21 protein-coding genes and 1 pseudogene are annotated in these 24,566 nt (G+C 68.4%); 8 read left to right on the top strand and 14 right to left on the bottom strand.

Annotated features, from left to right (window positions below):
- Positions 1 to 32: 32 nt before the first annotated feature.
- The 4 genes and pseudogenes from ACFRIC_RS16910 to ACFRIC_RS16895 form a co-directional block, all read left to right on the top strand.
- Positions 33 to 428: a hypothetical protein gene (locus ACFRIC_RS16910; RefSeq protein WP_382785784.1), complete on the top strand. Its 396-nt coding sequence runs from the start codon at positions 33 to 35 to the stop codon at positions 426 to 428.
- A complete protein-coding gene (locus tag ACFRIC_RS16905; protein WP_382785781.1) occupies positions 425 to 892 on the top strand; it encodes a MarR family transcriptional regulator in 468 nt (155 codons plus the stop codon). The genes ACFRIC_RS16910 and ACFRIC_RS16905 overlap by 4 nt, the downstream gene beginning before the upstream one ends.
- Before the next feature lie 47 nt (positions 893 to 939).
- The gene (locus tag ACFRIC_RS16900) at positions 940 to 1,416 is read left to right on the top strand and encodes a pentapeptide repeat-containing protein (RefSeq protein WP_382785953.1); all 477 of its coding nucleotides are present in this window, start codon (positions 940 to 942) and stop codon (positions 1,414 to 1,416) included.
- A gap of 21 nt (positions 1,417 to 1,437) precedes the next feature.
- Positions 1,438 to 2,859 (top strand): annotated as a pseudogene (locus ACFRIC_RS16895) (pentapeptide repeat-containing protein); the annotation flags it as partial.
- 374 nt (positions 2,860 to 3,233) lie between these two features.
- On the opposite strand, the gene ACFRIC_RS16890 reads toward ACFRIC_RS16895, so the two are convergent.
- From ACFRIC_RS16890 to ACFRIC_RS16875, 4 genes are all read right to left on the bottom strand, one after another.
- Positions 3,234 to 3,713 carry a hypothetical protein gene (locus tag ACFRIC_RS16890; RefSeq protein ID WP_382785779.1) on the bottom strand — a complete coding sequence of 160 codons (480 nt, stop codon included), beginning with the start codon at positions 3,711 to 3,713 and terminating at the stop codon, positions 3,234 to 3,236.
- A 661-nt stretch (positions 3,714 to 4,374) separates the two neighbouring features.
- Positions 4,375 to 6,192 carry a hypothetical protein gene (locus ACFRIC_RS16885; protein WP_382785776.1) on the bottom strand — a complete coding sequence of 606 codons (1,818 nt, stop codon included), beginning with the start codon at positions 6,190 to 6,192 and terminating at the stop codon, positions 4,375 to 4,377.
- Positions 6,193 to 6,275: 83 nt separating this feature from the next.
- On the bottom strand, positions 6,276 to 8,318 hold the full coding sequence (locus tag ACFRIC_RS16880) for a hypothetical protein (protein WP_382785773.1): 2,043 nt from the start codon (positions 8,316 to 8,318) through the stop codon (positions 6,276 to 6,278).
- Entirely contained in the window at positions 8,315 to 8,863 is a 549-nt protein-coding gene (locus ACFRIC_RS16875) for a hypothetical protein (RefSeq protein ID WP_382785770.1), read from the bottom strand. Before ACFRIC_RS16875 ends, ACFRIC_RS16880 begins: the two co-directional genes overlap by 4 nt.
- Before the next feature lie 630 nt (positions 8,864 to 9,493).
- On the opposite strand from ACFRIC_RS16875, the gene ACFRIC_RS16870 reads away from it, so the two are divergent.
- Positions 9,494 to 11,020, top strand: coding sequence for a hypothetical protein (locus ACFRIC_RS16870; RefSeq protein ID WP_382785768.1), 1,527 nt, complete (start codon positions 9,494 to 9,496; stop codon positions 11,018 to 11,020).
- Between the two features lie 140 nt (positions 11,021 to 11,160).
- Here ACFRIC_RS16870 and ACFRIC_RS16865 read toward each other — a convergent pair whose 3' ends face one another.
- Positions 11,161 to 12,258, bottom strand: coding sequence for a hypothetical protein (locus ACFRIC_RS16865; protein ID WP_382785765.1), 1,098 nt, complete (start codon positions 12,256 to 12,258; stop codon positions 11,161 to 11,163).
- A gap of 1,448 nt (positions 12,259 to 13,706) precedes the next feature.
- On the opposite strand from ACFRIC_RS16865, the gene ACFRIC_RS16860 reads away from it, so the two are divergent.
- The 3 genes from ACFRIC_RS16860 (at position 13,707) to ACFRIC_RS16850 (ending at position 16,757) form a co-directional block, all read left to right on the top strand.
- Positions 13,707 to 15,137, top strand: coding sequence for a PASTA domain-containing protein (locus tag ACFRIC_RS16860; protein ID WP_382785762.1), 1,431 nt, complete (start codon positions 13,707 to 13,709; stop codon positions 15,135 to 15,137).
- Positions 15,138 to 15,514: 377 nt separating this feature from the next.
- Positions 15,515 to 16,138, top strand: coding sequence for a hypothetical protein (locus ACFRIC_RS16855; protein WP_382785760.1), 624 nt, complete (start codon positions 15,515 to 15,517; stop codon positions 16,136 to 16,138).
- Positions 16,139 to 16,202: 64 nt separating this feature from the next.
- Positions 16,203 to 16,757, top strand: coding sequence for a hypothetical protein (locus tag ACFRIC_RS16850; RefSeq protein WP_382785758.1), 555 nt, complete (start codon positions 16,203 to 16,205; stop codon positions 16,755 to 16,757).
- A gap of 21 nt (positions 16,758 to 16,778) precedes the next feature.
- Here ACFRIC_RS16850 and ACFRIC_RS16845 read toward each other — a convergent pair whose 3' ends face one another.
- The 9 genes from ACFRIC_RS16845 to ACFRIC_RS16805 all read right to left on the bottom strand — a co-directional run bounded on the left by ACFRIC_RS16845 (position 16,779) and on the right by ACFRIC_RS16805 (position 24,267).
- On the bottom strand, positions 16,779 to 17,159 hold the full coding sequence (locus tag ACFRIC_RS16845; RefSeq protein WP_382785755.1) for a toxin Doc: 381 nt from the start codon (positions 17,157 to 17,159) through the stop codon (positions 16,779 to 16,781).
- A 3-nt stretch (positions 17,160 to 17,162) separates the two neighbouring features.
- Positions 17,163 to 17,414 carry an antitoxin MazE7 gene (locus ACFRIC_RS16840; RefSeq protein ID WP_382785753.1) on the bottom strand — a complete coding sequence of 84 codons (252 nt, stop codon included), beginning with the start codon at positions 17,412 to 17,414 and terminating at the stop codon, positions 17,163 to 17,165.
- Positions 17,415 to 17,475: 61 nt separating this feature from the next.
- Positions 17,476 to 18,456: a hypothetical protein gene (locus ACFRIC_RS16835; protein WP_382785751.1), complete on the bottom strand. Its 981-nt coding sequence runs from the start codon at positions 18,454 to 18,456 to the stop codon at positions 17,476 to 17,478.
- A gap of 233 nt (positions 18,457 to 18,689) precedes the next feature.
- Positions 18,690 to 18,923, bottom strand: coding sequence for a hypothetical protein (locus ACFRIC_RS16830; protein ID WP_382785749.1), 234 nt, complete (start codon positions 18,921 to 18,923; stop codon positions 18,690 to 18,692).
- 237 nt (positions 18,924 to 19,160) lie between these two features.
- The gene (locus ACFRIC_RS16825; protein ID WP_382785746.1) at positions 19,161 to 20,729 is read right to left on the bottom strand and encodes a serine/threonine protein kinase; all 1,569 of its coding nucleotides are present in this window, start codon (positions 20,727 to 20,729) and stop codon (positions 19,161 to 19,163) included.
- A gap of 272 nt (positions 20,730 to 21,001) precedes the next feature.
- Positions 21,002 to 21,787 (bottom strand): exonuclease domain-containing protein, encoded by a 786-nt coding sequence (locus tag ACFRIC_RS16820; protein ID WP_382785743.1) that lies wholly within the window; start codon positions 21,785 to 21,787, stop codon positions 21,002 to 21,004.
- Positions 21,774 to 22,208 (bottom strand): hypothetical protein, encoded by a 435-nt coding sequence (locus tag ACFRIC_RS16815; protein ID WP_382785741.1) that lies wholly within the window; start codon positions 22,206 to 22,208, stop codon positions 21,774 to 21,776. The genes ACFRIC_RS16820 and ACFRIC_RS16815 overlap by 14 nt, the downstream gene beginning before the upstream one ends.
- A gap of 131 nt (positions 22,209 to 22,339) precedes the next feature.
- A complete protein-coding gene (locus tag ACFRIC_RS16810; RefSeq protein WP_382785738.1) occupies positions 22,340 to 23,209 on the bottom strand; it encodes a hypothetical protein in 870 nt (289 codons plus the stop codon).
- On the bottom strand, positions 23,206 to 24,267 hold the full coding sequence (locus ACFRIC_RS16805; protein WP_382785735.1) for a hypothetical protein: 1,062 nt from the start codon (positions 24,265 to 24,267) through the stop codon (positions 23,206 to 23,208). Before ACFRIC_RS16805 ends, ACFRIC_RS16810 begins: the two co-directional genes overlap by 4 nt.
- Positions 24,268 to 24,566: the final 299 nt, after the last annotated feature.

Below are 24,566 nucleotides of genomic sequence, written 5' to 3'. Positions count from 1 at the left end.
CGGGCGGGCGCATCGAGCTGACGCAGGACGAGATGGCCAGGGTACTCGACGTCAGTCGGCAGGCCGTTAATGAGGCCCTGCAGGAGATCATGACTCACGGGATCGTGTACAAACGCTCCCGAGGCGTCTACCAGTTCAACCCGCCATACTCGTACCGGATCGGCGAGCTCGTCCGCACGATGGACGGTGGCAAGAAGTATGTGCGGGTAGAACAGGACGAGGTCCTCAATGAGGTCCGCAAGGACACCTCGCTGCCTGACCTGGTGAGGTTCCCGTCGCTGGACCACCTGCGGCGAGCGGTCGAGGAGATGCGTGCCGAGCGGGCTGAACGACGGACCGAGCGGAAGAGGGCACGGCAGGCTGTCGAACAGCCTGTTGACGGCCTGTGGGAGCTGCCTGGCGCAGCAGAGGAGGGGATGGCGCAGTGACTGTCAGCTCGAAGCGCTTCGCGTTGGTCAACGCCGACGGAGTCGTCGCGGACCTGGACCTGCCGGCGACCGCCACCAGGGCGCTCCTGAAACTGCGGGCTCTCAGTGAGGCCGGCGGCCGTATCGAGATTGACCAGGCCGACCTCGCCCGCAAGCTCGACATCAGCCGGCCCGCCGTCACCGCGGCCCTCCGCCACCTCGACCTTGCGCAGCTGGTCAAGAAGCAGCGCAACGGCGTCCATCAGCTCAACGCCATGCTCGCCGGCTACCTCACGCCCGCAGACTGCGCCGCTGCCATCGCCGACATGGACCCGACCGAGCGACTCAATGCCGCGGACTTCGTCGAGCGGTACCACGAAGCCGTGCAGATGTACCAAGACCAGCTCGCCCAGAAGCGGGAAGCACGAGAGCAACAAAAGAAGACTGTAGCCGCGCGCCGAGGAACTCTTCACGCCGTCGGATAGGGGCAGAGTCAGCCTTGAGTTTTCCTCAAACTCGCGTGGACGGATTTATGCAGCGTTGCCACGGAGACCCCGATTGCAAGGGGAAAAACCTTCCTGGAGAGCTGTCATGTTTGGCTCACGCACGCGAAGCCACACGAAGCCGCTACCTGGATGCTCTTGTTCCAGGCGCAGATGTTAACCACGACGGCACGGTCTTCGACGACCCGTTGCTTACCGCTCTCCTCCGCAGCTTGCAGGACACAAGCGGGAGGGCTTCGTTTGGAACGTGCTCGTTCCGCGGCACGCAGTTTCCTGACGGTGCTTCATTTGAGGACGCTCTCTTCGGGCAAAAGGCAGTCTTCGATGGTGCCTCCTTTGGCGTTGTCAGCTTCGACGGAGCTGCCTTCAGAGAAGACGCTTGGTTTGAGGGAGCGCGCTTCGCTCGAGATGCCTCGTTTTTCGGCGCTACCTTCGCAAAAGAGTCGCAGTTTAGCCGCGCATCATTCGAGTGCCCGATTCACTTCTCCAGCACATCATTCGTATGAACAGCATGGTTTAAAAATGCTCGGTTTCTCGATGTCAGTCATTTCGTGTCGGCAAAGTTCGAGTCATTCGCCTGGTTTACCGAATCCCACTTTGAAGGATTCGCCGATTTCAGTGATGCTCAAATTGCCGCGCAGGCGAATTTCAGAGACGTCAGGTTCTCGGACGAAGCCGTCTTCATCAACGCCCAGTTCGGTGGATTGGGTGCAAATTTTGACTCGACGTGTTTCGAAGGCTCCGCCAGATTTTACAACGTCTCATCCCGCGTAGGAATATCCTTCCGTGGTGCTGTATTCAACAAGACTTCCTTCCTCGGGCCAATCGTGTGTGCGCGGGGGTTGAATTTGTCCTATGCCCGTTTCGCTCTTCCTCTGACCCTCGAGGCCGCGGCCCGCAGCCTCAGCTGTCGCCGGACACAGTGGGACTCGACAGCAACCCTCCGCATCCGCTACGCGGCGATAGATCTCACTGATGCTGTGTTGTCCGCCCCTGTTGCAGTCACGAGCCACCCCTCCCAGTTCGACCGCATGGGAGTCATAGTGACTGAGTCGGCACTATCAACCCGTTCCACAGCAAGGGCCCATGTCGTCTCGGTCAGTGGAGTTGACTCCGCACATTTGGTCCTCACAGACATAGACCTCAGTTGGTGTCGGTTTACTGGGGCGTTCCACCTCGACCAGATTCGCCTGGAAGGCAGCACCACCTTCGCTTCGGTCCCTCGGGGACTCCGCAGAAGAGGGCATATCTGGCCGGACCGTTGGTCGCAGCGCCGGACCCTGGCCGAAGAACATCACTGGCGCGCTCAGCGAACTGCCCGGCGTCCCTCCACGCCACGCGGTGAGCCGGACCTGACCCTGTGGCGTCCGGGGCCGCACCATGACGATCCGATAAAGACGCCGGACCCTGACGACGTCGCTTCCGTCTATCGGCAACTCCGCAAAGCCTTTGAAGACGGAAAAAACGAGCCCGGAGCCGCCGACTTCTACTACGGCGAGATGGAGATGCGCCGGCACGAGCGATCCGGCACTTCCCGCGGCGAGCGAGCCCTGCTCCATGCCTACTGGCTGCTGTCCGGCTACGGCCTGCGCGCCTCCCGAGCCTTCACCTGGCTCTTCCTGGCCATGTTCACCACCATCCTGCTCCTGATGGGCTTCGGCCTCCCCCAGAACACCCCCGCACAGGAGGCCACAGGCGTTGTCCCAGCTGGCGGTGGCCAGACCACCTTCACCATCGACAAAGACGACCCACAGAACCCCACCGGCAACCGATTCACTAGCGAACGCTTCGACAAAGCCCTCACGGCCACACTCAACTCCGTCATCTTCCGCTCCAGCGGCCAGGACCTCACCACCGCCGGCACCTACATCGAAATGACCTCCCGCCTCATGGAACCTGCACTCCTGGCTCTCGCCGTCCTCGCCATCCGCGGACGCATCAAACGCTGACGGGCATGCACCCTCAGGACGAAATGGCCTGACAGGCGATCGACCAAGGCCAGCGCCACGATGGTCACGAGGACGGTGCGTACCTCCCGGAAGCCTCGCAATAGATGCTGCGCGCTCCAGGCGGGGGAGGAGTCATGGTGTGTTCATCCCGCCGACAGGGGGTGCTGGGGTGACTCGGAGATCCCCGGGGCGCGGCCGACCGCCAGCCGCTTCCGCCAGAGCGTGAGCCCGACTAGGGATTGCCACCTGGAGACCCGCATAGTGGACGAGCCGCCGAGTCACACGGGCGGGCCTCTGGCGTTCCCCCACCTGCTGATACGCCTCCCGTACGCGGCTGCCGCGCCGGTCACCAGCGACAGCCCCCGCCGCCGGGCTCATCCGTGGTCGTCGCCGCAGGCGTCGGCCTCCTTCACATGCCCCTTGTTGACCCGGACGTGTCCGACGCCATCTGCATCCATCACGGCCTTCCGCCCTTCAACCAGATCGGTCTTCGAGCGCGTCCAGCTCATACCGTGGCTGTCAGTGAACGCCAGGTAGACGTAAGGGCCCCCCGGGAGAGCCTGCATAGGCGTTGAGATTTGGCTGCCATAGTGGAACAGGGACAGGTCCCAACCTTCGTAGACCGTTTCAGTGCAGGGAGGCAGTTCGACCCTCGATGAGACGTAAGGCTGGTGGTAGCGGTCTGCAACTGCGAAGTCGGCGTTCGTCACCGGGTCGAGGGAGCGGTTGAGGATGTGCAGGTCGGGCCTCATCACCTGGCCCGACTTAACGTTTTCCGTCCAGAACGTGACCTGTGACGCCTGGGCCCGCACCTCCCGCTGGCTGTCTTCCCTCGACTGACTGAGCTGGTCCATGGCCGTCTGCTGCGTCCAATACGTAGCGACCGCCTGAGCCCAGAGACCGCCGATCGCGGCGACAGCGGCAAGACCTGCCCCACTGACCGTGATGATGTGGGCCCACCGGGCCCTCCGCATGCGTTCCCGGAGAGTCGGCGCTGCGGGCTCGGGGTCGGGGTCGGGTCCAGGCCCTGGGTCAGGTTCCGGCTCGGGAGCGAGGGTGGGCTCGGGCACCCGCGGTTCCGGCACCCGGGCCCGCACTACCAACGGCGCTGGCCGGCGGCGAGCCAGCCGCAGCCGGACTCTCCGCGCCGGTCGCTCGGTCAAATGGGCCTCCTCGACTTCGTTCACGCCGCTCACGCTGGCACAAGTCGCCTTTTCCCACGTCTACTTCGCGATAGGCCTCCCGTACGCAGCTGCCGCGCCGGTAGCCTGCGGAACCGTGGTCGGCTGCGGGGCCGTGGTGGGCAGCGGGGCGTGGACAATCGCGCCCCTTGAGTCCGCCATCGCCAGGCTTACACGTCGCTGGGGTCTCGTTTGTTGCCCTGAACGCGCACCATGATGAGGGTGCGGGGGCGGGGGTCGCCAGCAGGGCCGGGCAGGGTCCGGACTTCGATACACGCTGGAATGGCGGCGAGGCCCTGTGGCTTCGGGGTGAGGTCCAGGACCACGAGGAAGTTCACGGGCGGTCCGGCCACCTGGTACGAGATCGCCTGGGGTCCGTAGGCAGTGGCGTACGCGTCCCATGAGGGGTCGGCCCAGTCCCGTTTGAGCTCAAGGGTGATGAGTTCGGTGTGCGGCTGCCAGGCAATGTCGACGCGACCGCCGCCAATATTGGTTTCCTCCATGCGTACGCGCAGGCCCTGACCGCGGAGGAAGTCGCGCAGATCGCGGCCGAGTTCGGCTTCCCTCGGTCTGTCTTCGTCCCTCTTCGCAGGTCGACGAAGCGGAGCAGGTGCAGGACCATGCGGTCCACGTCGGCGGCGAACTGACCGACGTACCCGTCCGGGCATTGTTCCTTCAGCTGGTCGTGGGTGCTGCGGAACACTGCGGCGATGATGGGCACCTCGTCGACCGGCTGAGCGGCCTTCTTGGCGGCGAGCATCGCGTCGATCCGGTCTCTCAGCTCTGGGGTGCCGGCCAGAAGGTTTTGCAGGTGCTCGGTGTCTGCCGGGGAGAGCCCGAGCCCGGCGAGGGAGGCCGCCGGGCGGTCAGGTTTTGGGGACGGGGAACCACCCCCGGTGTCCAGCACCTGACGGAGCCGTGCGGCCTGCTCCCGGACGAGAGGCGTGGTCGGGTCCTGGTCTCCGCCGGGGTCTTCGGCGAGTTCCTCGAGCCATTCCTCCAAAAGGGCCAGTCCGCCCTCGTGTGCGAGGAGGGTGGCCTCGACGCGGGGAGCGAGGACAGCGTGCAGGCCATGCGGGGCCCCTGCTGTCGCGGATCCCGGTTGGGTGGCGCTCGGGGAGTCCTGGGAAAAGGCGAACAGATCGAGCGTGCGGTGGGCGGTGTAGACGTCCACGAGGTCGCTGATCACGGCGGCGGCGTGGAGCCAGGCCCCGGGGCGGTCCGCGTCTGTGGCGCGAGTGAGGGTGTCGAGAAGGTGCTGCCATGCGGCGAGGGTGTCCAGGCGTGGGGTGCGCCACCCCGGCGGCAGACCCAGGAGGTTAAGGCGCAGTTCCAGGACGGCTTCGTCGAGCTGGGTTCTGGCGGCGTCGGAGAGAGGGGCGCCAGCGGCGTAGGCGAGGATCGCGTCGATGGCGGCACCGAAGGCGGCAGCGTCGGGGCGTTCTTCGTCCTGGTGGGCGCCGCTGAGGTGGTTGCGGGCGTCCAGCAGAAGAGGGCGGGCGCGGTCGGGGTCATCGGTGTGCAGCGCTTGACGCAGCGCGAGCATACCGAGCTCGAAGGCGGCGTCCTCGGCGACGTCGTCGCGTTCGACCAGCTGGTTCAGAAGACCAGCAGGGTCAGGAGAGTCGAAGTGCTCGGCGACGGCGCCGGCGACTCTCACGGTGCGCAGAGCGTAATCGTCGTCGATCCGGACGAGTTCTTGTCTCCGGTTCAAGCGGCGCAGTCGGTCCAGGAGCCCGTATTCGGCGGCGGCGCCGGACAGGACCAGGCGGGCGGTGCCTTCCAGGGCGATGCCGCCTATGAGGTCGGTGTGGCTTCGGCTGGCGTCCAGCCAGATGTCGGCCAGGTCGTCGCCGAGTTCGTGGACGGCTTCGGGGCATCCGAGGAGGCTGGTGATGACGCCCTCCAGCCGCAACGGGTCCTGGGGGGCCTCGGCGGCGGTGAGGAGGAAGGCGCGGGCCTGGACGTCCTGGATGGCTGCCTGGTCGGTGCACATCAGTGCCACGAGCAGCGGCAGCTCGTCGTGATCGAGCAGGGCGGCGGTGTCCTGCAGGATGTGGTCGAGTCCGCCGAGGTCGGAGAGGGACGGCATGGGGGCGCCGGCGCGGTGGGCGTCCACCAGGGGTTGCAGCGGATCGGAAGCGCCAGGCATAGGTCACCATCTCCTCACTGCGCTCGGCGGCCTGTGGATCATAGAGGGCCGGGTGAGCGCCACGTATCGTCGGCCCGGGCCGGTCACCACAGGCGTTCCCCAGCAGGGGCCAGGCGGAGCTGGTCCGCCGGGATGACCGAGGCCACTTCCTGGCCGCGGGCGGTGGCGATGACGACCTGGAGCTGTGGCGCCGTCTCGGTGAGCTGGACGAGTCCTTGCAGCATCAGTTCCAGGTCTCCGCGGTCGACCTCTTCGGCTCCGGGCGAGTCGACGATGAGCAGGCCCGGGTGCCGGCCGACGCCGGTGCGGATGCCGTGCCGCAGGAGCGCGGTGGTGGTGACGATCTTCAGGCGGAGCTGCTCGCCCTCGGTGAGACTCCCATAGGGCTGGGTCTGACCACCTTTGGAGACCTTCAGCGTTGCGCTGGTGCCGAGTTCGACGGCTTCGAGCATCTCCAGTCCGAGCTGGCGACCCATCGTGACGATGTCGGCCTGCACGGCTTGGAGGACTTCCTTGAGGGCTCGCGTGCGGCGGGTGTGGGCTGCTTTCTCCGCAGCCTTGAGGATGGCCTGGTCACGTTGCAGGGGCGCGAGGCCGGCCGGGTCGCCCAGGTCGTCGAAGCGGCCTCGGCGTTCGTCGAGGGCGCCCCTGAGCCGGGCAACCTCGATCTCGGCTGTTCGGCGGTCACCCGCTGCCGGGCGGGCCAGCGCTTCCTGGAGGTTGCTCTGGGCCTGGCCGAGCGTGGCCGTGGCGTCGGTGGCCTTGGCCTGCTTGTCCGCCAGCGCCGTGGCCGCCGTCGCGACGGCCTGTTGGACCTGGGCCAGTGTCTGGCGCAGTTCCAAGTCGTCGTCGACGTCGTCGAGACCGTCTTCTTCGTCCGCCGAGGCGCCTTCGTACTGCGTGGTGGCTGGGCGGAGCTCAGATGTGCACAGGGAGCAGTGCCCTTCGTCCTCCCTGGCCCACTGGGCCTGGGTGACCTGGGTGTCACAGCGCGGGCACACCGTCGGCTTCAGGGTGTGGAAGAAGGCCTTGGCCAGGGCGGCTTCGTGCGCGGCGTGAACCAGCGCAGCCAGGGAATGGCGCTGCTGTTCGAGTTCGTCGTGCTGCGTGCGGGCCTCGGCGAGCTCGCGCTGCGCGGTGCCAGCCGCTTGGGTCGCCTCGGCGAGAGCCCGGTAGGAGGCGTTCAGGTCGGCGGCGTTCTGGCCGAGATCGGGCAGGGCATCCAGTCGCTCCTGGGCGCGGTGGAGGCTGCCTTCGAGTTCGTCGATCTTGCTCTGGCGTTCGTCTGCCTCAGCCTGGGCGCGGGCCTTGGCGGCGGACAGCTGCGCTGTGACGAGTTTCTGTGCGACCGCAGCGGAGACCATCGTGGCGGCCCAGGGCGCTCCCAGGAACAGTTCGAGGAGCCGGGTCGGCAGGGCGTTGCGGGCTTCGTTGCCCAGCAGATGGCCCAGACCGGAGCGGTTGATGTGGAGGGCACTGGCGTACGCGGGCCAGGACAATTCACCGGTCAGTGGCGGTCCGTCGACTCCTTCGGGCCGCTTCTGCTGGGTGCGCAGCGGCTCCAGTCCCAGACGCTCCAGCATGAAGGCGTCCATCTGCTCTTCGAAAGTGGCGGCGTTGTCGAAGGAGAACAGCGCCCCTCCGGTGGCCTTGGAGACCACAGTCCCTGCCGGCTTGCTGTTGCTGATGGTCATTTCGACGACCAGAGTCTCGTCGTCTAGGACGAACTCGGTCCTCACCCGGCGCAGCCAGCTCTGCACGTCGCGCTGGAGTGCGCTGCGGCCGCGCAGGCACCACAGGACGATCTCCAGCACGCTCGACTTACCGGCCTCGTTCTTGCCCGATGAGGCCAGACACCACACCCCCGGCCCTGGTTCCCACTGGAAGTAGAAGGGACCACCGTTCTCGCCTGTGTTGCCATCGTGTTCACCGGCCGGCGCGGGGCGCACACCCTCGAACTCCACCGCGGTCACCTGCAACGAGTGCGGCCTGGGCAGTGCGGTCTGCGGGCGCACGCCATGCTCGGCGAGGACCGCCTTGACCACGTCCAGCTCCTGGCCGGAGGCTTTGGCGATCTCCTCCAGCCACGCCTCGACCGGGCCCCGGGCTTCGCCCTGTGTGCTCATGCCAGTTCCTCCTGGGCCAGTGCCTCATCCAGGCGTTCGCGGACCCGCTCGGTGATGCCGCCGATCATCTGGTGCACGGGCGTGGCGGCGTACTCGGGCTGCCCGTACTGCTGTTCCTTCAGCTGGGCGCCGGTCATCCCTTCGACCGCAGCCGCCACGTAGGCGGTCTGCTGGTCGTACCAGGCGAGGACCGCTTCGCTCTCGCGGAGCCGCTGGGCTTGGTCCGCGCCGGCCTGGAGGAGGAAGTAGTCCCGGCGGCGCACGTGTTCGTCGGAGGTGCGCCCTGCACGCCGTACCGCGATGAGTCCAAGGTGACGCAGCACGCTCAGGGCGTTGTCGAACGCTTCGTAGGCCCCGTGGCTGTTGCGGAGCATCCGGTAGGTGTGCAGTTCCGGCTCGCGTTCCTTGAAAACTGCTCGGGCGTCGAGCAGCCGTTCCGCCGGCAGGCTGCCGTCCTGCCACCTGGAGATGATCAGGTCCGCGAGGTAGTCGGGGTTGCGTACGAGGAAGTCCAGCTTCTGCAGCTTGCGCTGGGATTGAATCACCCGAACCGCCGTGCCCGGCACCTGCGGCCAGCCGGTGCACGGATCACCCAGCCGGTCGAGGATGAACAGGACTCGCACCGCTGTTTGGCCTGGCGTCGGTGAAAGACTGACCGCGACCACCCCCTTGGACCTGCCGAAAAAAGCGGGCCCTCACTGATTGCTGATCATCGGTCACACACCATACAAGCGAACATCACCTGCATACCCCGGTGTGCCGTGATCGGCACGGAAATCTTGCTCGGCAACCTCCCAGGTGCGGCCTGCGGTATCGCGGGCCCTTCGGGGACGGTGCCCCGCGAGGCTTCCCTCAGATCTCCGGCATCGGTCTGAGGAGATAGCCTCCCCGCCGATGCCCTGCCGGACACACGGTCGGTCAAACCCACCCCGTGGTAACGGACTCGGCTCGATCGCGCCGGCGGACCGGTCATCGCGGTCCTCGGCGCCGTGCGGTGTGCCCCTCCCCCGGCCGGGTCAAGCCGCCAAGCACAGGCGGACTGAGCCCCGGGGAGTGGGCACCGGCTCCCACCCGCGGCAATGCGAACGCCGACGTCGATGTCAGTGGTCACCCCTATGCTGCGCCGCACAGCGAGGCACGACCCCGCTCACCCTCAAGAGCGGGGAGTTGGACCCATGGCGCGCATCGGCCGACCGCGGAAGGACCCCCGCGAGCCGGAAGAGATCATGCAGGCGGTGGGCCTGGAGCCGCTGGACCCCTACCCCGGCAGCTCCGCCCCGTGGCGGTGCCGTCATACGGAGTGCGGGCGGGAGGTCACCCCCCGCCTGAGCAACGTCACCAAGGGACAGCGCGGCTGCCTGTACTGCTCTGGGCGGGCCCGGCTCGACCCCGAGGCCGCGGCCGGCGTGATGCGGGCAGCTGGCCTGGAGCCCCTGGAGCCCTATCCCGGCAGCGACCGCAAGTGGCGGTGCCGCCACGTCGCCTGCGGGAGCGAGGTCACCCCCACCTACGTCCGGATCAACTCCGGTGCCGGGCCCTGCCGGTGGTGCGCGCCGAACGCGCCGGTCGACCCGGACGTCGCCGCAGCCGACATGCGGGCCGCGGGCCTGGAACCCTTCGGCCCGTACCCGGGAGTGGACACGCCCTGGCCCGTCCGCTGCACGACGTGCGGAGAGCCCGGGACCCCCACGCTCGGCTCCATCCGGCAGGGCCAGGGCGGCTGCTACCCCTGCGGCCGACGCAAGGCCAACGAGTCGATGCGCCACGACGCCGAGACCGCGGCCGCGGTGGTGCGGGCAGCGGGCCTGGAGCCGCTGGAGCCGTACCCCGGAACCGCGTTCCCGTGGAAGAGCCGCTGCACCAAGTGCGCGGCCATCGTCTCCCCGCGCCTGGGCTCCCTGACCGGCCGCAGCCGCCGTCCGGGCTGCAAGCGGTGCGCAGACCGGGCCACCGGTGAGGCACAGCGCCACGACGAGGACCTGGCCGTCGCCGAGATGCGCGAGCACGGATTCGAACCCCAGGAACCGTACCGCGGGGTCAAGTACCCCTGGCGGTGTCTGTGCCACGGCTGCGGCACCATCACCTCGCCGACCTTCGGATCCATCCTCGCCGGCCAGAGCGGATGCCGACGCTGCGCCGACCTCCGCGCTGGCGCCGCACGACGGGAAGACCCCGAGCGCGCCGCCGCCTCCATGCGCGAGGCCGGCCTCGAGCCCCTGGAGCCCTACACCACGACCATGACACCCTGGCGCTGCCGCTGCACCACCTGCGGCCGAACCTCGACACCCACCCTGTCCAAGATCCGCAGCGGCCGCGGATGCAAGTACTGCGCCCGCTTCGGCTTCGACCGCGCCGCGCCCGCCCGCGTCTACGTCGTCACCCACGCACAGCACGGCGCCGTCAAGATCGGCGTCGCCGGCGCCCTTCAGCGCAACGACCGCATCGCCCAGCACCGCCGCCTCGGATGGACCCTGTTCTACGAACACCACGTGCCCACCGGCGACGACGCACTGTCCGTCGAGCAGACGATTCTGCGGCGCCTGCGCGCCGCCGGGCACGGCGTCTTCCTCACCGCCATCCAGCTGCCCAACGGATGGACCGAGACGTTCGACGCAGCCCGCGTGACCGCCGCCCAGCTTCGGGACGCGATCCGAGAACACCAGACCACGCTGTCCTCTCCCGAGCCGCTGACCCTGTTCTAGCCTCCCATCTGGACCGGGGGAGCGACCAGCCTCGGCGGGCCCGGCGGCCACCAGACGCGCCAGGTCAGCACTTCGAGCCGTCACCGAGGGCGATGACAGGCCGAGGTGCGGGACGGTGCGGGTGCCATACGCCCCTGCGATCAAGCCTCCAGCAGAGTCCTCGCACGCTCCGCGAGCAAAGGCATCAAACGCTCTCGCCACGTGTCCAGAGAGATCATTCCGCTGGACATGCCGCCATGGGCGTATTGCACCCGGTACACGGAAGACCGTCGATCCCTGACGAGGTCAAGGCCCACAAGCTCTCCGAACGCCGTGTGCAGACGGCTGACGACTTCATCGACCGATGTTGGAGCGTCAGCATCGGACAAGTGGTCACGAAGGGCCTCCCAGAGGTAGGGGTCGCCACGCAGGCCCCAGCGTTCAGGCTCGGGATCGAAGAGGTCAGCGATGGTCACGGCCACTGAGGTGGGGGCTGTCCACGGTTCGCCCGACGGTTCGTAGACGCAGTCGGCAGTAATGCGAAATACCGGCGACGAATCGTGGTCCATCTTGCCTCTGGCCTCGACGTTCAGTTCAGAACCGCGGAACGCAATGATGAAGACTCCGCCAGTTACCCGGATCCAGTACGCGGGTAGGGCGAGCTCGGTGAGAACCTCGAGCTGAGGCAGGCGCACACAGTACGGGGCGGTCTTGTCGTACCGGGTGATCAGGGCGTACAGGTTGCGCTGCAGGTCGGTGAGGACGTCGCCGGGAAGATGGTGCTTGACCTCGGGCTCCAGGATGCGCGCGAGGTGCTGGTGCCCGCGTGCGGCCGCGATATCGGCAGGCCGTTCTCCCGCGCTGTTGCGCAAAGTGCGCCACGCCCCGAACTCGAGGAGGTCTTGCACGACGTCGGTGGGAGCTCCATGCCACGCAGCCTGGTGGAGCGGCGCGTACCGTTTCTTTCCGTCCAGGCGCACGGCGTTGACCCAGATGCGTTGGTCCCTGGGATTCAGAATGGTCAAGACGCGTTGCCAGTTGCCGTCGCGGGTGGCGTCGGCCAGCTCATCTCGCAGTGCCACTTCGTGTGGGTTGCCAACGGCCCGGGTTATACGCCCGTCCCACTGTGCGATGCCTTCGAGCCCATAGCGCATGCGGACGAGTGTATGGCCGGTGATCACCCTTGCACGGGTTGCTGAACAACGCCGCGAGGCGTGCCGCAGTTGTCCGGGCGCCGCGGCGGCCAGGGTGCCTGTCACCGTGGTCACCTGCCGGGCGGTCTCAGCCTTCCGGTCTCTCACCCAGTTGGGCCGGCCATACCGTGAATCGTGATCGCTGCAGCCGTCGGCGCTGACAGCCAGCTCAGGGACAACTGCACCGTCACGCCTCCGGAACGCGCCGGTTGTCCCACCTGAAGGCGCCCGTACCCTTTGCCCAGCTGAGCCCGTGGATTCCCAGCGGAGCCAGAATCTCGGGCGCACCTGCTGCATCTTGTCGTGGCCGGTGGAATCGGGTCACAGACCAGTCGCCTTGGATCCAGTTGCGGCAGTACTGCCAGGGCGGGACGTCGCACTTGGGGCATGCCACCGCGGCGCACGCGTTCCAGGCCCGACGCAGGGCGACGTCAACAGTGCGAACATCCTGGCCCGTTGGTTTTGCGGTGAGGGTGAAATACTCCATCGGCCGATGATGGCAGCCGGTTCAACTGCACGTCATACGAACTGTCTGCCCCCAGAAAGAACGACTGCCCCTCGCGAACACCCACACGATCGAACGGCAGCGCAAGCGCGGGCACCGCGACGGCCGGGCGAAGGGCAACGGAACACCGGCACTAGGAAGCCCGACGCGGGCTCGGGGCCGGACGGACAGGCGCGGCAGACACGGCCAGCCAGGCAGCCAGCCCGCAGGAGCGGTGCGGGCCCCGGCCCAGGCACCGACGCCCGGGCGGAAGACGACGAAGCGCGGACACGGCAACGCGGCCGGGGCCGAAAGCGGCGCGGGACCGGACAGCGGGGCCAGCACGCACGGAGCAGGCGCACCCCGGCGCGAGCGGCCTGGGCAGTCGGCCGGCAGCCCCGGCACGGACCCAGCAGCCGGAGCGGCGCAGAGGCCACCGAGCACACCATGCCCCACACATTCATGGCCTGTCCCTGCGCAGCGCCGAGCCGGACACCCAGCCGCTGCTCGACAATGCCCTGCGCGGCTGCCCGGTGGTACCGGCCCGGGCTGCCGAACTCGGTACGCAGCACCCCGGCAGCCTCCACAACCTGCTCCCCGGCCGAGACCGGCTGTGCGTCTCGCGCACCGGACGACGCACAGCCGTAGGCCCGGACGGCGACGCAGCGAGGGGCTTCGCGGGGCACCGCCGATCCGGCCCTCACTCACCGGCTCACCGGTGTCCTCACCACTCTGCACGTCTGCTGGCCCCACATCCACCTCGGCGTCGGCCAACCCGGCTTCCGCAGGCGGGCCGCGTCGGCGGGTGCGCGAGAAGCTGGAACGGCGGGGGCGGCGAAGGAGTCCACCGCGGCCAGCAGACCCTTCGCCGCGGTCAGCAGGCCCGCCGTGACCGGGCGCCCGGTCTGCGGGCAGCGCGCCGGTTACTCCCTCCGCAGGATCAGCGCTCGCTGCGACGGTTGCGCCAACGACCCCAGGGAGACATTATCTGCGCAGGTCACGGCCGTACACCGGTTCGGGGAGCGGATCCGTGCCGAAGATCGACAGCCGCTATTCTCCCCGTATGTCCCCATACGATGCGCAGTGGCTGCTGCGTAGTGACTGGCGCACCGCCGTTGTGGCCGAACGCGAGGTCGTCCTCCCTCCGTTCCACATGGCACAGGATCTGCACCGTACGCTTCGGCCCATGGAGCGGGTGCTGGCCCTCTATTACCACGGGCTGGGGTACGCGGCGCTCACCAAGAAGGCACTCATTCTCCTGAGCATCGGCGGGGTGGCGCCGTCGCGGGTCGCGAGGCCTCTGGTGATCATGCGCCCCCCGTACGAGGACGCTTCACGCGTGGACGCCTCACGCTTGGACGTGTCCGTGGACGGACGACGGATCACCCTGTGGGGATCGCGGATCGACGCTTCCTGCACACTCTTGCAGGGGACCCGAAAGGCGAGATCCGGCTCCCCTGCCGGTGATCCGCGCCTGGCCGCGGCAGCTGGGGAAGTCCTGCCCACCGACTCCTCCGCACACCCCCACGGCAGAGCCCGTCTGTCCGCATGGGTCCGCAGACGCCCCGTCCTCGCTTCCGTGGCCGCGGCGACGCTGGTCTTCGCCGCCTGGGGAGCGGGACACGAGACACCCGCTCGCGCAGGTATTGAAGACCGCTCCGTGGTGGTGCCGGACTTCGCGGGAACTGCTCTTACCACGGCCGTCGCGGACGCACGACGCCAGTCCTGGATAACCGTGTCGTCCGCCGATGCCTCATCGTCCCTGCGTCCGGTGGCCGACGGGGCGCCCGGCTGGCGAGTGTGCTTCCAGACGCCCTCCCACGACGAGACGGTTCGCCCGTCCGCGAGCGCGCTGAAGCTCTACGCGGTCCCCGAGAAGGAAGCGTGCCCGTCGCGACTGCTCGCCCCACCACGGGTGATCATGCCGGACGTAGTCGGCGAGCGGTTCGACGATGCCTCACGCGCTCTGGACGACCTCGGGCTTGCGCACACAACCGCCTTGCACGCTCACACAGGTGAGCGCCTGGACGATGACTCTCAGGACGTGGACGACTGGCAGGTGTGCCGCCAGGAGCCGGAAGCCGGCGACGAGGTGTTGCTGTCGACCTCGGCCGACCTCTGGTTGATCGGTCAGGGTAACTCCTGCACCAAACCCAGTCCGAAGCCCACTCCGAAGCCCAAACCGAAGCCCAGACCCGAGCCGAAGCCTCGCACCGGGGGCACGAGCGGCTCCACCACGGGAGGTGGCACGTCAGGCGGCGGCTCCAGCAGCAGTGGGTCCAGTGGAGGCTCTTCCGGGGCCTCGGGTGGAACCACCGGTGGCACGGGAAGTCAGCCCGGCATCCAGTTCGGGAGGTACTGCTCTCCCGTGGGCGCCACCGCGACCACCGTCGACGGGCGCCCCGCGAAGTGCTTCATGGGCAGCGACGGCCGGGCCCGGTGGGGCTACCACTCCGGCTGATCCAGTCACACCTGGGACCAGTGTCGGCGTACTTGTCTATGTGCAGAGCCGCGTACGTCGCCTGCCCCCTCGCAGAGCCGAACGGATCCGACGGTTCCCGCCCCGACGCGCGGCGGCATGCCTACTCGTTCAGGACCGCTAGCAGACAGTGGTTGGGCTCGCGCTTGCCAGTGCCGCCTGGCGTCGGCAACTCCACAGCTGACGGCCAGGCTCGGCCGCGGGTGCCATGCCATCGGCATCACCGTGCGCTGCAGATGGTGCTGCTGATCGACCTCCTCCTGCCGTCTGCGGCCGCCACCGGATCTTCTCGCGGGCTTGCTCGTTGGCCAGACGGACGGCGCCGGGAGCGGAGTGCCGACGAGAGCAGGGAGTGGGAGATGGCAGGAGCGGTCACCCCGGAGGTCCGGGCCGCGCAGAGGCGGATCGTCGGCACGATCAATGCTTCCGGGAGGCTGAACGCCGACGGCCTGGCAATGTGGCGGGAAGTCAACTGCGGCGAATGGAAGGCCACCGCCGCCGAGATCAGCGCTGACCTGGACCTGCTCCAGGTCCCGAACACCATCGTGACCGCTTTCCGCTTCCCGCTCGCCACCTCCTACACCAAGGCCATGCGCAAGGGCGAGGAGGTCCGCATCCTGCGTAAGGACCTCAGCCACCTGGTGCAGTGGATGCCGTCACTGGAGCAAGTGATCGCCGACATCCCCGAGGACGCCCCGCACTGGGAATTCGTGGTGTTCCAGCCCCGCGCCGACTGCATGGCCATCGCCTTCCTGCAACTGTCGGCAGAATGGCCCACCTGGTCAAAGAAGCAGGCCCGCGCCGCCCGGCTGGTCTGTGCGGAATGCGACTACGACCTGCGCGACCTTGCCGAGGACCGCGCGCCGTACGACGTCCGGCTGCCCGAGCAGCCCAAGCGGCGCCGGCTGGTGTGCGGGAAGTGCTGCAACGACGGCTTGGACGAGATGGAGCGTCTGACCGCGCTCGCCGGAGAACCGTCATGACGGCGTTCGCGCCGAGCACGGACAGTGCTCCAAAGCGCTCCACGCGAGCAATGGGAGAAGTGGCTTGACCACCGGTAGCCATGAAATCGCAGCCTCCAGCAGGAGGGGCGAACCGATGACGGCTGCCGTTCTCATCTCGCCGCAAGCCATGGCGGCGATTGTCGAATGCACGAGCCGCCGCCCGAACTGGCTCAGCTCGTCCATTGCCAACCCGCCTGAACACGATCTGACCTGCGCTCAGGCGCTGGAACTGGCGGACCTCGCTGCTGCGGCGGAGTGGGAGTGCCAGCAGCCTGCGGACGTTGACACGGATGCCGCGGCCGCCGCATGCAGGGCTCTGGTCGACATCCTGGAACAGGCCGTGACCGGGATGCTGCTGGGCCGTGAAGTCGTCGTCAGCGATGCCTGGATGACCGTGGATCCCGACGACGACTTGGAGCGTCCGATGGTTCACCGCGGCGTGATCACCGCTGCGACGACGACGCCCGCTCTGAAGTTGACCTTGGCGGCTGACACTGGCCGCGCGTTGACCATCGGCGCGCGACTGTGGACGGTCACCGACCGCGCCACCGGGCAGGTCCTGTACAGACCGCCGGGCCTCGGAAAGAGCGCCAAGTAGTACGGCAGGCCAAGTCCAGGGTCAACCGGTGCTTTGCCAGGAGCGCAGCCGGTCGGCGATGTCGTAGACGGTCAGTCGCAGCGCGCGGATGTCGGTGATCAGGTCGCGCCACGGCTCGAAGGAGTCGTCGACCTCCTGGCCGGAGGCTCTGATGTATGCCACCGCCACGCCGTATGCGAAGTACGCATTGCGGGCCGGCAGCGGGCGCAGCAGGACCAGTTGTTCCAGCAGGGCGGCGGCCCGCCAGTATGCGTCGGGCTCTCCGGAGTCCAGCTGAGGTGTGTTGACCCGATGGCGGGCGACGGCTGCCACCAGGCCGGAGTAGTCCCGGACCCCGAGCTCTTTGCCGAGCAGTTCCTCTTGCCGGTCGAGGAGCCACCGGATGTCGATGTGCAGGTCCAAGGGTCAGGCCGCCCGCCCCGTGCTGGTGTGCTGGGCGGGTGCGTCGTCGGGGAAGGCGTCGTCGAACGCCTCGGCCAGGCCAGGGCGGGCGATGATGCCGCGGAACTCGGCCGTCGCCCGGCTCAGCGCGATCTGGTTCTCTTCGACTCTGGCCAGGTCGGCCAGGTAGGCGCGCACGCTCTGCCCGCGGGCTGCGGCGACCGCGGCGAACCGGTCTCTGGTTTCTGAGTCAACCTTCACGGTGGTGTCAGCCATACACCGAGTATGCACCCACGGGTACCTTTGCGAATACCCGTTACCCAATTCCGGGCTCTGGCTACGTTCCGTCGTCGATGAGGTTCGGCGTGAGGTCGCCGCGTACGCGCCGCACGCGCGGCCTGTGCCGGTAGCGGCCGAACTCCAGCCGGTCCTGGTCGACCTCGATCTCGACCACCACTTCGGGCTCCACAGGCAGGTAGCGCACCGGGTCGGCGCCGGGCAGGCCACCCACCGTGCCCGGCAGCTCGCGCATCTCCCCGCCCGCCGCGTGCAGGAGCGGCGCCACGGCGGCTCGGACGTGCGGAGGAAGCGGCAGGCTCACAGCCACGGCACGCATCCTCCCGCCGTGAGGCCGGCCCAGGACGAGGGCCTGGGCCGCCGGGGTCCGGCCGGTCACCCCGATGACCACCGCCTCGGTGGTGTGACGCCGACGCCACTTCACCCACCCCGAAGCCAGGCCCGCCGCATACCGCCCGTCGGCCCGCTTGCACACCAGGCCCTCCACCCCGCCCAGCGCACCGACCCACTCCAGAGCCTGCGCGCGGTCCTCGGTGGCCGGTACCGCGCGCAGCGTGGGCGGTCCTTGCTCGAGGAGGTACAGCAGTCCGGGACGCCGTTCGGTGTACGGGCGCTGGCGCCAGTCCTGCTCGCCGACCGCGAGGACGTCGAAGAGCGCGACGTGGACAGTGAAGTCGGCGCCGCTTCGAGGGCCGCGGCTGCCGGTCCGACTCTGCAGCCGGTCGAAAGCCAGCCCGGATCCGTCGTTGAGGACCGCGACGAGCTCGCCGTCCAGGACGGCGTCCGGCAGGTTCGACGCAGCGCGCGCGATGTCGCTGAACGGGCGGGACAGATCAGTGCCGTGGCGGCTCCACACCCGCCCGGTCGCGGTGTGGATCTGGCAGCGCCATCCATCCCACTTCGGTTCCAGCATCCAGTCCGATGACTCGGGGACGGCCTCGACCGCGCGTGCCAGGGCAAGCGGGGCAGGCAGGGCAAACGGGGGCACCGTGACCTCCAGCAGGGATCGGTTCTCGTGCACGGAGCCGACTGCCGACGGTGTCCTCCAGTGCCTTTCGGGAGGCATCAGGAGCAGAGCGAGCCCGACCCCGCCAGAGCGTTACGGGGGCCGGGCTGCCCGTCAGACCCTAGACCGTCACGGAAGTCGGAGCCGCGGCTGGACCGGCGGCTTCGGCGGTGCAGCCGCCATCGAGGCGGTCCGCATCAGCAGACCTGAGCGCGCAGAGACTCAGGTCGCCCGTCGGCGGCCGCGCTTCAGGCTCGTTTCACGCAGGTCGCGGGGATCTGCCCGCCGTGGACCACGCGCCAGACCGAGCCGGAGCGGCCGCACTTGCGGTACGCCGGGCCTCCCCGGGTCCGCGCGATCGCCTCGACGCACGACAACAGGACGTCGCCGCGGTGGACGTAGCGGTCGACCGGGCTGTTCGGCTTGGCCACCGGACCGTCGTTCCACGCCGGCCGCCGCACCGCGACCACCCGTCCCGTCACCCGGTACTGCGTCGCACACACGTCCCCGGCCGAGGCGTGCCGGGACGAAGCCCGCGAAGCTGCCGGTGACGCCAGCACGCCAGTGAGGACGAGCACGGTCGCGGCAGCGGCAGCCAGTGCAGACAGGGATCTTCGTCGCGTCATGCCCGGACAACCGCTGCCGCGATCGGCTGTTACGGCTTCGCTGAGACGATCACCCGCCGGGGAAGGCCCAACCGGGTGACAGGTGTTGGAGTGTCAGGCACCGAGATGTTCGCTGAGGCAGACATACGTGGGAGCTTCCTGGTCGCCGAGGCTGCTGTAGTCCAGGACGGCTGGGTAAGTCTGGCGTGTTCCCGCGTACAGAGGTGTGCAGTCCTGCTCGGTGTCGTAGAAGACGATCGCCTGCCCCTGTGCATCGCGAGTGCCGGACGGGCTCACCAGGTCGGCGCCGCACTGGTAGCCGGGGGCGTTCATCAAAAGCACAGCGTCGCGGGAGGTGTCGTTGGCGCTGCCGGTCCAGGCCACGCAGTAGAAGACTCCTGGATCGCCGCCGGTGGACGGCTCGGAGATGATGTTGACCCTCTGCAGGGTGGGCGGGCCGCCGCACAGACGGTTGATGTCCTTGATGTAGTACCCGGCTCCGACGGCGCAGATGTCCTTCTTGGACTTGCACAACGCCGAGCCCCTGGGCGCCTTGTAGGTGACCGGCAGGCACGTGGCGGACCCGGACGCCGGGGGCTTCGTCCCTGGCCTTGCTTCCGGAGCGCCTGCTGCTGGGGAGGCAGCCACGGCGCTGGATCGGCTGCCGGGCGTGATGGTGGCGGACGGCGTCGTGCCGTCCCCGGCCAGCGTGTTGCCCCGCTGCCCATCACGGATCTGATCGGCGATCAGGATCGTGCCGGCAGCGGCCACAGCGAACCCGGTGACGGCGGCCGCAGCCACGAGCCCAATGCGGCGGCGGGCGATCCGGCGTCGGGCCAGCGTCCAGGCCGGGTCACCCTCGGCGACCGGCCAACCCTCCCATCCGGCCGCCACCAGATCACCCGCCAGCGTCGGCGCCTCGCCCCCCGGCCGCAGGACCTGCGTGGCCTGGGCGGCCAGCAGCGCCGTGCACTGTCCGGCCAACACGGCGGCCGTGGGCCGCTCCTCCGAGGATTTGGCCAGTGCAGAGGTCACTACCGGCAGGAGGTCGTCGGGTATCCCGGCGAGGTCGGGTTCGGCGGACATCACCCGGGCTGCGACCGCGTCTGGTGCGCCGGTGCCGAAGGGGAGGCGTCCGGTGGTGGCGTAGGCGATCAGTGCGCCCCAGGCGAAGATGTCGCCGGCCGGTCCCGCGACTCCGGTTCGGTAGCCCTCGGGACTGATCCACCCCGCAGTGCCAGTCATCACGCCGGTCCGGGTCACCGACGTGCCGTCCAGCGCGTGGGCGATGCCGAAGTCCAGCACCCGCGGCCCGTCCGGCGCGAGGATGACGTTCCCCGGCTTCACATCACGGTGCACCACCCCGGCCGCATGAACGACGGCCAGCGCGGCCGCGGTCCCGACCGCCAGCACGTACAACCGGGCCCCGGACAGCGGCCCGTGCGCGGCGATGTGCTCGCCGAGCGTGAGGCCGGGCACGTACGGGGTGGCCAGCCAGGGAACATCCGCACCGGGGTCCGCGGCCAGCAGCGGCACCAGGCAGGGCCCCGTGACCCGCCGGGACAGCTCGACTTCCCGCTTGAACCGGGACCGGAACTCCTCGTCGCCGGCCTGCGCCGGATGGACGACCTTGACCGCCACCCGCTGCCCGCCTGCATCCAGGGCCGCATGAACCGTCCCCATACCGCCCGAACCCAGCCGGCCGATGACCCGGTACGGGCCGATCCGGCCCGGATCACCAGGCCGTGATGGATGAACACGCGCAGACAACAACGCCCCCACAGGCAAGAACACCCCCGGCCGTCTCGGCCGGATCCGCAACTCTCTCACGCAAGGCATGCGAGGACTTGCCTAGCGTTGATTTCGATGACGACGCACGCGGCCGGCCAGTCGCGGCGCCGGCACACGGTCGGGAGCGGAGGCCAGCGAGGTGAGCTGTGTCGGTCGATCGGCTGTCATCTGATTTGTTCAAGTGTGGTCAGGAGAAGTCGGCAGTTTGTGGCTGCGTCGTAGCTGCTGCCCAGCCGCTGATATCGGTAGCCGCCGCGGTGGGCTGACCACAGGCCCTTCCAGATGGCGTAGGGCCGCATGGCGTCAATCCACGTGCACTTCGTCATCCAGTGCCGAGCCCGCGCGGCGCTGCCGAAGTGCCTGTGGAGCTCGCGCTCGAGGACCTTGCAGTCGAAGGGCGCGTTGTAGGTAAGGCAACGTCGGCCGTGCAGGAGTCGGGTGAGGCGCGGCACGAATGCGGAGAAGGGCGCTGCGGCCGTGGCCTTCTCCGGAGTGATGCCATGCAGTGCGGTTGCTGCCGGGGTGATCTCAGCGAAGGGGTTGAGGCGTTCGTTGAAGAGCACACGGCCGCGGTGGTCTGTCAGTGCGATCTGCACGGCCCATGGGTCGGTGAGGGAGGTGGTCTGTGTATCGAGAACGATCATGTGTGGATCGTTGAGGATGCCGCAGGCCCATCGGTGGACGCGTGACTGATCGGCTTGCCAGGTTGGCGGGCGGCGCAGGACGCGGATGGCGTCGTCGAGGTCGCAGTGCTGCTCGCGAAGCCGCTGCACGTGCCAGTGACAGTCGGAGCCGCTGTGCTGGGCGTGGACGGTGCCGAGGTAGCGCGCTTCTTCGTAGACCGCCCAGGTCGGGCGATCGGTGTCGGCAGGCCGAACGAAGTCGACGGCTCTGGTGTCTACGTGGTGGGTGAAGAGGTGGTCCAGCTTCAGCAGGTCAGGCGACATCATGGGCAGGGGCCTTGAGGATGAGTGGGGTGAGTGGAAGGCCGTGCGCCATCCAGTTGTGGAACGCCTCCGCGGTGTAGAGGAGGCCGCTGCCTGAATGACGGCCTGGCTGTCTGGGGTGGCTCCGGTTGATCCGCAGCACCACGTGCAGGCCGTCTGCCTGGATCGACTCTCCGAGGTCGAGGTGGACTGGGCGGCGGCAGGCTTGCAGGGTCTCCCGGGGCCGGCTCCAGACGAAGTTGACGTGAGGACGTCCAGGGACCGGACCGATGCGGAGGCGGTTCTGGAGGTGTGCGTCGCGGGCGTGGAAGAGCCAGACCATGTCGCCGTAGACGCGTTCGCGGAGATCGATTTCGATGCGGGACAGAGGCCCGTACTGCAGCTCGACGATGGTCCCGCATGGAGCGAGCACGTCGGCTTCCAACTCGCCACGCCGCACGAACTGCTGGTCTTTGCTCAGTCCGGTGCGCCAGCGTTGGTTCCAGGGCCCCTCGCCGCGTACGCGGGAGGGGCCAAGGTGTGCCCCGCATTCTGGGCACCGTGTGAGGGAGGGCACTAGGCAGCCTTGAGCTGACGGTCCAGCCAGGCCACCGTCTCCTTGGTGAGGCCGAGGTCTTCGGGCGTCCGGCCGGCGGCAGACAGGACCCCGGCGATGCTCGTCTCCGCGCGATGGGTGTTGATCAGATCTTCCAGGACCGGGTCCGCCGCCTCCAGGCGGTCGAGGAAGGCCAACTCGTCTTCATGGACGCGCATCTGCCGGGCCGCGTCCGACTGAACGTCATACAGGCGTCGCTGTTCGGTCTGGGCCTTCTTGCGGCGCGCGGGGATGCTCGCCCGATAATCGGCGTACTGGACGATGAAGAGGGTTCCCTGGTGACCGGTGCCGGTGCCGGTGCCGGTGCCCTTGCCGTTCTCTGTCGTCTTGCGGCCGGAGCCCTCGATGAAGGTCACGGCAGTTCCAGCGCCGGCCATCGTTCCTGCTCCGCAGCCGGGGCCGCTCGGTGTCTTGCCGTCGCGTCCGTGTTGGCCTTCAGTGCCGGATGCCGGCTGGCCCGGGTCGTCAGTCTTGGGTCCGGCCGTGGTGGTGGGGCCCGGCTTGGCTTGCGGTCCCGTCTCGATCACTGCGGCGCGGGCTTGGTCGTACTTCAGGTACTGCTGCTCGATGTGCTTCGCTCCGGGAGCGTTCGCCGCGATGATCTGATCCGCTGCGCGGAACGCGTGGATGACGCCGTCACGGATTCCCATCTTGATGCGCTCGCACATGACCTTGCGGAACTCGGTGGGACTGTCTCCGGCTTTGACGGTGGCGTCGTCGCAGATCTCGGCGAGCCAGTGAGCGGTCTCAGGAGGGTAGCGGTCGAAGTAGAACGGCGCGTTGTCGGCGGGGACGTCGTTGTGGTCGTCGGCGGGGACGTCGTTGTTCATGCGGTGGTGCTCTCTACGAGGCGCAGGCCCCCGGGCTTGCGCGCGTTGGTGATGGCGGCGGCCCACTGGGCCACGTCGTCGGCGAGGAAGGCGACGAGCCGAAGGAGGTCGTCGTCAGCGCTGGCGATGACTCTGTCGGCGGGGTACCAGTCGGTGACGAAGGCGTTGAAGCGGCCGACGGCTCTGGCGAAGTCCTGGCGCCACTCGGCCAGGAGCAGTTCCTCACTTGGCCGGTTGCCGCCGAGGACCTGAACGAGTTCGCGGAAAACGGCCTCTCCCGGTTCAGCCTCTAGTGCGTCACCTCCAGCGGCTTGGTGGGCGGCTTCCTGCGCAGCGGCCGGGATCAGGTCCGGGTCTTCCCGCAGTACGGCGCGGGCCAGCTCGGGGCGCTGCACGAGGTATGCGGCGGTGATGGTGCGGGTGGCGTCCGCATCGGCCTTCACGGCGCCGAGGATCGCCTCGCGGACCTCTGGCTGGTTGGCCTCGAACTGGTTGACTGCCGCGACGACCGCATTGCGGCCGGCCTGGATTCCGGGGCGCCTGCTGGGCGGAATGGCCTTGCGGACGGCCTTGAGGTAGTCACTCTCGGTGACTTCGAGGATGTCGTGCTCCTCGGCGAGGGCCATCAGGCCCTGCAGGATGCTGACCTTCTCCTCGAACTGCTCCGGGTCGAATACACCCGGTTCGGTGCTGAGAGCGACCTGGTGCAGGGTGGTGAACGAGACGTACACCTTGGAGTCAAGGACGGGACCACGGTGCTGCGGCGTCCACCGATGAGCCAGCAGGCGGCATTTACGCAGCGTTTGCGGTGACAGCTTGAGTCGAGCGGTAAGCGCATCGAGCTGCGCCTCGGTGGCGTAGCGGGACCCGGCCTTGGCCGGCGGGCCGAACTTCGCCAGAAGCCAGTCCCCTACCGCGAAGCGGGTGGCCCGGAATGCGCGTCCGGTCGTTGTTCCGCGGGTGACGATGCGCTCGATCTCCTCGAACTCCGAGGGCGTGCAGCCGGCTTCATCCGCGGTTTGGGGTTCGGTCCAGTACGACGTGGACGGCGTGGTCATCCTCGTGCCCTCCGAGTGGGGAGGCTGTCCACATCGGACAACCGGGCACGGAGAGTAGCCGTACCGTCGCTGTCCTGGCGCAAAGTGATGATCGTGCTGGGTCTGGGACGAGCGCGGCTCCCGGCGTGCCAGCCATCAACTCGACGTGCGGACAGATCACCTTCAGCGGTGAATTCGCAAGCGGATGAGTTGGCGAGCCGTGCGTAGTCGCAGGCCGTCGCGCACAGCCAGCGTCGGGTGACCGGGTCGTGCGCGTTGGCTGCCGCCTCAGCGTTGGCCGCGGCATACCCCCACCGCTC

Source organism: Streptomyces sp. NPDC056738, assembly GCF_042790435.1.
Classification (GTDB): Bacteria; Actinomycetota; Actinomycetes; order Streptomycetales; family Streptomycetaceae; genus Streptomyces.
This window is presented reverse-complemented; position numbering and strand designations above follow the sequence as displayed.

Bases quoted from the DNA above. Each gene is read 5' to 3' on its own strand.
- ACFRIC_RS16810 (WP_382785738.1), bottom strand. From the start codon at position 23,209: ATGAACAACGACGTCCCCGCCGACGACCACAACGACGTCCCCGCCGAC.
- ACFRIC_RS16805 (WP_382785735.1), bottom strand. From the start codon at position 24,267: ATGACCACGCCGTCCACGTCGTACTGGACCGAACCCCAAACCGCGGAT.
- ACFRIC_RS16825 (WP_382785746.1), bottom strand. From the start codon at position 20,729: ATGGGGACGGTTCATGCGGCCCTGGATGCAGGCGGGCAGCGGGTGGCG.
- ACFRIC_RS16870 (WP_382785768.1), top strand. From the start codon at position 9,494: ATGGCGCGCATCGGCCGACCGCGGAAGGACCCCCGCGAGCCGGAAGAG.
- ACFRIC_RS16880 (WP_382785773.1), bottom strand. From the start codon at position 8,318: ATGAGCACACAGGGCGAAGCCCGGGGCCCGGTCGAGGCGTGGCTGGAG.
- ACFRIC_RS16890 (WP_382785779.1), bottom strand. From the start codon at position 3,713: ATGGACCAGCTCAGTCAGTCGAGGGAAGACAGCCAGCGGGAGGTGCGG.
- ACFRIC_RS16885 (WP_382785776.1), bottom strand. From the start codon at position 6,192: ATGCCTGGCGCTTCCGATCCGCTGCAACCCCTGGTGGACGCCCACCGC.
- ACFRIC_RS16910 (WP_382785784.1), top strand. From the start codon at position 33: ATGGCCAGGGTACTCGACGTCAGTCGGCAGGCCGTTAATGAGGCCCTG.
- ACFRIC_RS16900 (WP_382785953.1), top strand. From the start codon at position 940: ATGCAGCGTTGCCACGGAGACCCCGATTGCAAGGGGAAAAACCTTCCT.
- ACFRIC_RS16840 (WP_382785753.1), bottom strand. From the start codon at position 17,414: ATGGCTGACACCACCGTGAAGGTTGACTCAGAAACCAGAGACCGGTTC.
- ACFRIC_RS16820 (WP_382785743.1), bottom strand. From the start codon at position 21,787: ATGATGTCGCCTGACCTGCTGAAGCTGGACCACCTCTTCACCCACCAC.
- ACFRIC_RS16855 (WP_382785760.1), top strand. From the start codon at position 15,515: ATGGCAGGAGCGGTCACCCCGGAGGTCCGGGCCGCGCAGAGGCGGATC.